Origin of the sequence: Asanoa sp. NPDC050611, assembly GCF_040654855.1 — a bacterium.
Taxonomy (GTDB): domain Bacteria; phylum Actinomycetota; class Actinomycetes; order Mycobacteriales; family Micromonosporaceae; genus Asanoa.
This window is the reverse complement of the sequence record NZ_JBFAIU010000503.1, coordinates 1-3,870: the sequence shown is the minus strand read 5'-3', so window position 1 is coordinate 3,870 and position 3,870 is coordinate 1. Positions and strand designations below refer to the sequence as shown.

The 3,870-nt window shown below is 72.2% G+C and carries 5 protein-coding genes; 3 read left to right on the top strand and 2 right to left on the bottom strand.

Translation table 11 applies throughout. The features are described from left to right. Positions 1 to 197: 197 nt before the first annotated feature. Positions 198 to 785, bottom strand: a complete 588-nt coding sequence (locus AB0H87_RS39130) for an NAD(P)H-dependent oxidoreductase (protein WP_360158025.1) — start codon at positions 783 to 785, stop codon at positions 198 to 200. A 139-nt stretch (positions 786 to 924) separates the two neighbouring features. Between AB0H87_RS39130 and AB0H87_RS39125 the strand changes: the two genes are divergently transcribed. Further along, positions 925 to 1,308, top strand: a complete 384-nt coding sequence (locus tag AB0H87_RS39125) for a helix-turn-helix domain-containing protein (protein ID WP_360158022.1) — start codon at positions 925 to 927, stop codon at positions 1,306 to 1,308. Here the strand turns inward: AB0H87_RS39125 and AB0H87_RS39120 are convergent. Then, the gene (locus tag AB0H87_RS39120) at positions 1,305 to 1,781 is read right to left on the bottom strand and encodes a flavin reductase family protein (protein ID WP_360158019.1); all 477 of its coding nucleotides are present in this window, start codon (positions 1,779 to 1,781) and stop codon (positions 1,305 to 1,307) included. The genes AB0H87_RS39125 and AB0H87_RS39120 overlap by 4 nt on opposite strands. A gap of 288 nt (positions 1,782 to 2,069) precedes the next feature. On the opposite strand from AB0H87_RS39120, the gene AB0H87_RS39115 reads away from it, so the two are divergent. Both AB0H87_RS39115 and AB0H87_RS39110 read left to right on the top strand, forming a co-directional pair. Then, entirely contained in the window at positions 2,070 to 3,023 is a 954-nt protein-coding gene (locus tag AB0H87_RS39115) for an NADP-dependent oxidoreductase (protein ID WP_360158017.1), read from the top strand. Continuing rightward, positions 3,020 to 3,870, top strand: an 851-nt coding sequence (locus AB0H87_RS39110) for an aldo/keto reductase (RefSeq protein ID WP_360158014.1), incomplete at its 3' end; no start/stop codon positions are given. The genes AB0H87_RS39115 and AB0H87_RS39110, both read left to right, overlap by 4 nt.

Below are 3,870 nucleotides of genomic sequence, written 5' to 3'. Positions count from 1 at the left end.
GCCGGCTTCGTCATGGTCGTCGACGACGAGGTCGAGCAGGTGTACGTGTCCGCGGCCCACCGCGGCTCCGGCGTAGCCGGTGTCCTGCTGGCGGACGATGCGGATCACGAGGAGTAGCCGTCCCGTCTGGTCGAAGACCATCTACCGTGCAGGGCGCGCGACGTTTCCTCAACTCAACGTGACCAAACCCACAATTCCTACCCAGTAGGAAGGGATTCCTCGACCGGGGTGCGCAGGGTCGCCAGCGCGCGCGACCAAGCCACCACCTCGTCGACCGTGGCGTGCAGGGCGTCCGCCTGACGCGCCGCCGGGGCGAACCGCTGGAAGTTGTCGGTGAAGTCCGTGTAGAACGAGAGCGCCACCTGCGAACGGACGGTCGCGAGCCGCACCTCGGCCGCGATCAGCCGCAGGTGCTCGACCGCGCGCACCCCGCCCGCGACGCCGTAGCTGACGAACCCGGCCGCCTTGTCGTTCCACTCCGCGAACAGGAAGTCGATGGCGTTCTTCAGCACGCCGCTGGTCGAGTGGTTGTACTCCGGCGTCACGAACACGTAGCCGTCGAAGCCGGCGACGACCTGCGACCACCGGTGCGTGTGGGCGTTCTCGTAGCGGCCGCCGGACGCGGCCGTGGGCTCGTCCAGGTGCGGCAGGGGGTGGTCGAGGAGGTCGACGAGCTCCAACGTCGCGTCCGTGCGGCCGCCGGCCTCGGCGAGCACCCAGTCGGCGATGGCCTTGCCGTGGCGTCCGGGCCGCGTGCTGCCGAGGACGATGGCGATGCGGGTCATTGCGGGCTCCCTTCGGTGGGCCGGTTCCGGCCCTGCTGCCTGGCGGGAACGCCACTCCCACAGGAGCTATGCCGCCTCGCGCACACGCACTTCGAAGTGCGTAACGCCGTACGGTGGAAGAAATATGGAAGGGGCCCCGATGAGCTTCGACGCCACACAGTCGGCGATCCTGTGCGCCGACGAGGACGCGCGCCGGCACACCCGCGACGTCCTCCGGCGCGTCGGCGACGCCTGGTCGCTGGTGCTCGTGTCACAGCTCACCCGCGGCCCGCGGCGGTTCACCGAGCTGCTGCGGGCCGTCGACGGCATCTCGCACCGGATGCTCACGCAGACGCTGCGCGGCCTGCAACGCGACGGCCTGGTCTCGCGCACGTCGTTTCCGGAGATCCCGCCCCGGGTCGAGTACGAGCTGACCCCGCTGGGCCGGACCTTGATCGGGCCGGTGCTGGAGCTGACCCGCTGGGCCGAGGACTACCGCGACGACGTCGAGGAGAACCGCCGGCGCTACGACGCGCGCCGCTAGCGAGGGCGCAGGTCCGCATAGCCGCCGGCGTGGTAGAGCAGGGGCGGCTCGTCGGCGCCGACGTGCTCGCCGTGCACCGGGGTGGCCAGCACGATCGTGTGGTCGCCGGCGGTGACCGCCCCGGCGATCCGGCAGACGATCCGGGCCAGCGCGCCGTCGAGCAGCGGGACGCCGTCGGGCCCGGGCTGCCACGCGCCGTGCGCCGCGAACCGGTCGATGCCGCTGGTGGCGAACGTCCGCGCCACATGTTCCTGATGCTCGCCCAGGACGTGCACCGCGACGGTCCCCGCCGCCTGGACCGCCGGCCACGCCGACGCCGTGTGCGCGATGCCGAACGACACCAGCGGCGGGTCCAGCGAGACCGAGGTGAACGAGGTGGCCGTGAAACCGGCCGGCGGCGAGCCGGGCGCGGTGACCACGACGACGCCGGCCGCGTGGTGGCGCAGCAGGCGGCGGAACAGGGCGGAGTCCACGACTGAGCCGGGTACGGAGGTAACGGTCACTTGATACGCCTCCCGCGATGAGCATGGCGGACAAACGCCGGCCGACACGGGGAGCATAGCCTAGTAAGCCAGTAGGATTAGTAGGCTGAACGACCCGGTTTGCCGCACCCGCCCGGACCAACTGCGGCCGACTTGTTGCCGGACCGTTTCATATCCTAGTAATCCGATGGGGTTTATTGACATCGTGAGGCTCCCGGCCTGACAGTGGATACGGACGCGGCACATCCCGTCCATAGTGGATTCACGCTGGGAGGGGTCATGGCAGCGCGTACGCGGGCCGTACGGATCAGCCGGTTCGGCGGGCCCGAGGTGCTCGAGGTCGTCCACGTCGCGAGGCCCGAGCCGCCGCCCGGCGGGGTCGTGCTCGAGGTGCGGGCCGCCGGCGTCAACCCGGTCGACACCAAGGTGCGGCGCGGGTTGCGCGACACCGGACCGCTCACCGCGCCGATCGGGCTCGGTTCCGACGCGGCCGGTGTGGTCGTCGCCGTCGACCCCGGCGCCACCCGGTGGGCGATCGGCGACCAGGTGATCGCGCGCGGACTGACGGGGGCGTACGCGACCCATGTCGCCGCCGGCCCGGACAACCTCGCCCGCAAGCCGGCAGCGTTGGGCTTCGCGCAGGGCGCCGCGATCGGCGTACCGGCCGGCACCGCCTACCAGGTGCTGCGGTCGGTCAAGCTCACGGAAGGCGAGCTGCTCCTGGTCCACGCCGGTTCCGGTGGGGTCGGACAGGCCGCGATCCAGTTCGCCCGGCTCTGGGGCGCCACCGTGGTCGCGACGGCGAGCCCGGTCAACCACGACCGGATCCGCGAGCTGGGCGCCACACCGGTCGCGTACGGCCCCGGACTCACGGACCGCCTGCGGGCGGTGGCGCCGGACGGATTCGACGCGAGCCTCGACGCCGCCGGCACCGACGAGGCGCTGCACGCCTGCCTCGCCCTCACCCGCGACCCGGAGCGCATCGCCACCGTCGTCGCCGTCGAGCAGGCGAAGACCCTCGGCATCCGCGGGTTCAGCGGTTCCCGCGCCGGCTGGCTCTCCGCCGAGGAGCGCGGCTGGCGCGCCGAGGCCCTGCAGGTGACCGCCGACCTCGCGCGCCAGGGCCGGTTCAGCATCGAGATCTCCGTCAGCTACCCGCTCGACGCCGTGGCCGCCGCACACCGGCACAGCGAGACGACGCACGTCCGCGGCAAGATCGTGCTGGTGCCGTGAGCGTCGGCCGGCGCCACGTGGGTGGCGCGAACCTCGTCGTCTCGGAGCTCGCGATCGGCGCTGCACCGTTCGGCAAGGGTGACCGCGTACGCGACGGGCAGCGCGGCGTCGACGCGATCGTGCACCGCGCGCTCGACCTCGGCGTCACCCTCTTCGACACCGCGGAGTCGTACGGGGACGCCCCGGGCCGCAGCGAGGAACTGCTCGGCAATGCCCTGGCGGGACGGCGCGACGAGGCCGTCGTCTCCACCAAGTTCCGCCCCGGTGGCTCCCGGGACCACATCCGGCGTGCGGTCGAGGGCTCGCTGCGCCGGCTGCGCACCGACTGGATCGACCTCTACCAGATCCACTCCCCCGACCCCGGCACGCCGATCGAGGAGACGCTCGCGGCGCTCGACGAGCTCGTGATCGAGGGCAAGATCCGGTATGCCGGCAGCTCCAACTTCGCCGGCTGGCAGATCGCCGACGCGGAGCACACCGCACGGGCCCGCGGCTATCGCGGGTTCGTCTCGGCCCAGCACGAGTACAACCTGCTCTGGCGCAAGCCGGAGGAGGAGATCCTGCCGGCCGTCAACGCGTACCAGCTCGGTCTCCTGGCCTATTTCCCGCTCCAGAACGGCCTGCTGACCGGCAAGTACCGGCCGGGCCTCGCCCCGGCGGACGGCAAGGTGACCCGCTTCAAGTCCCACCTGCTCCGCGACGCGCCGTGGGCGGAGCTCGAGCGGTTCTCCGCCTACGCCCGCGACCGCGGCCTGACCGAGGTGCAGCTCGCCTACGGCTGGCTGCTCGCCCAGCCCGGCGTCAGCAGCCTGGTCACCGGGGTCACCACGGTCGCCCAGCTCGACGC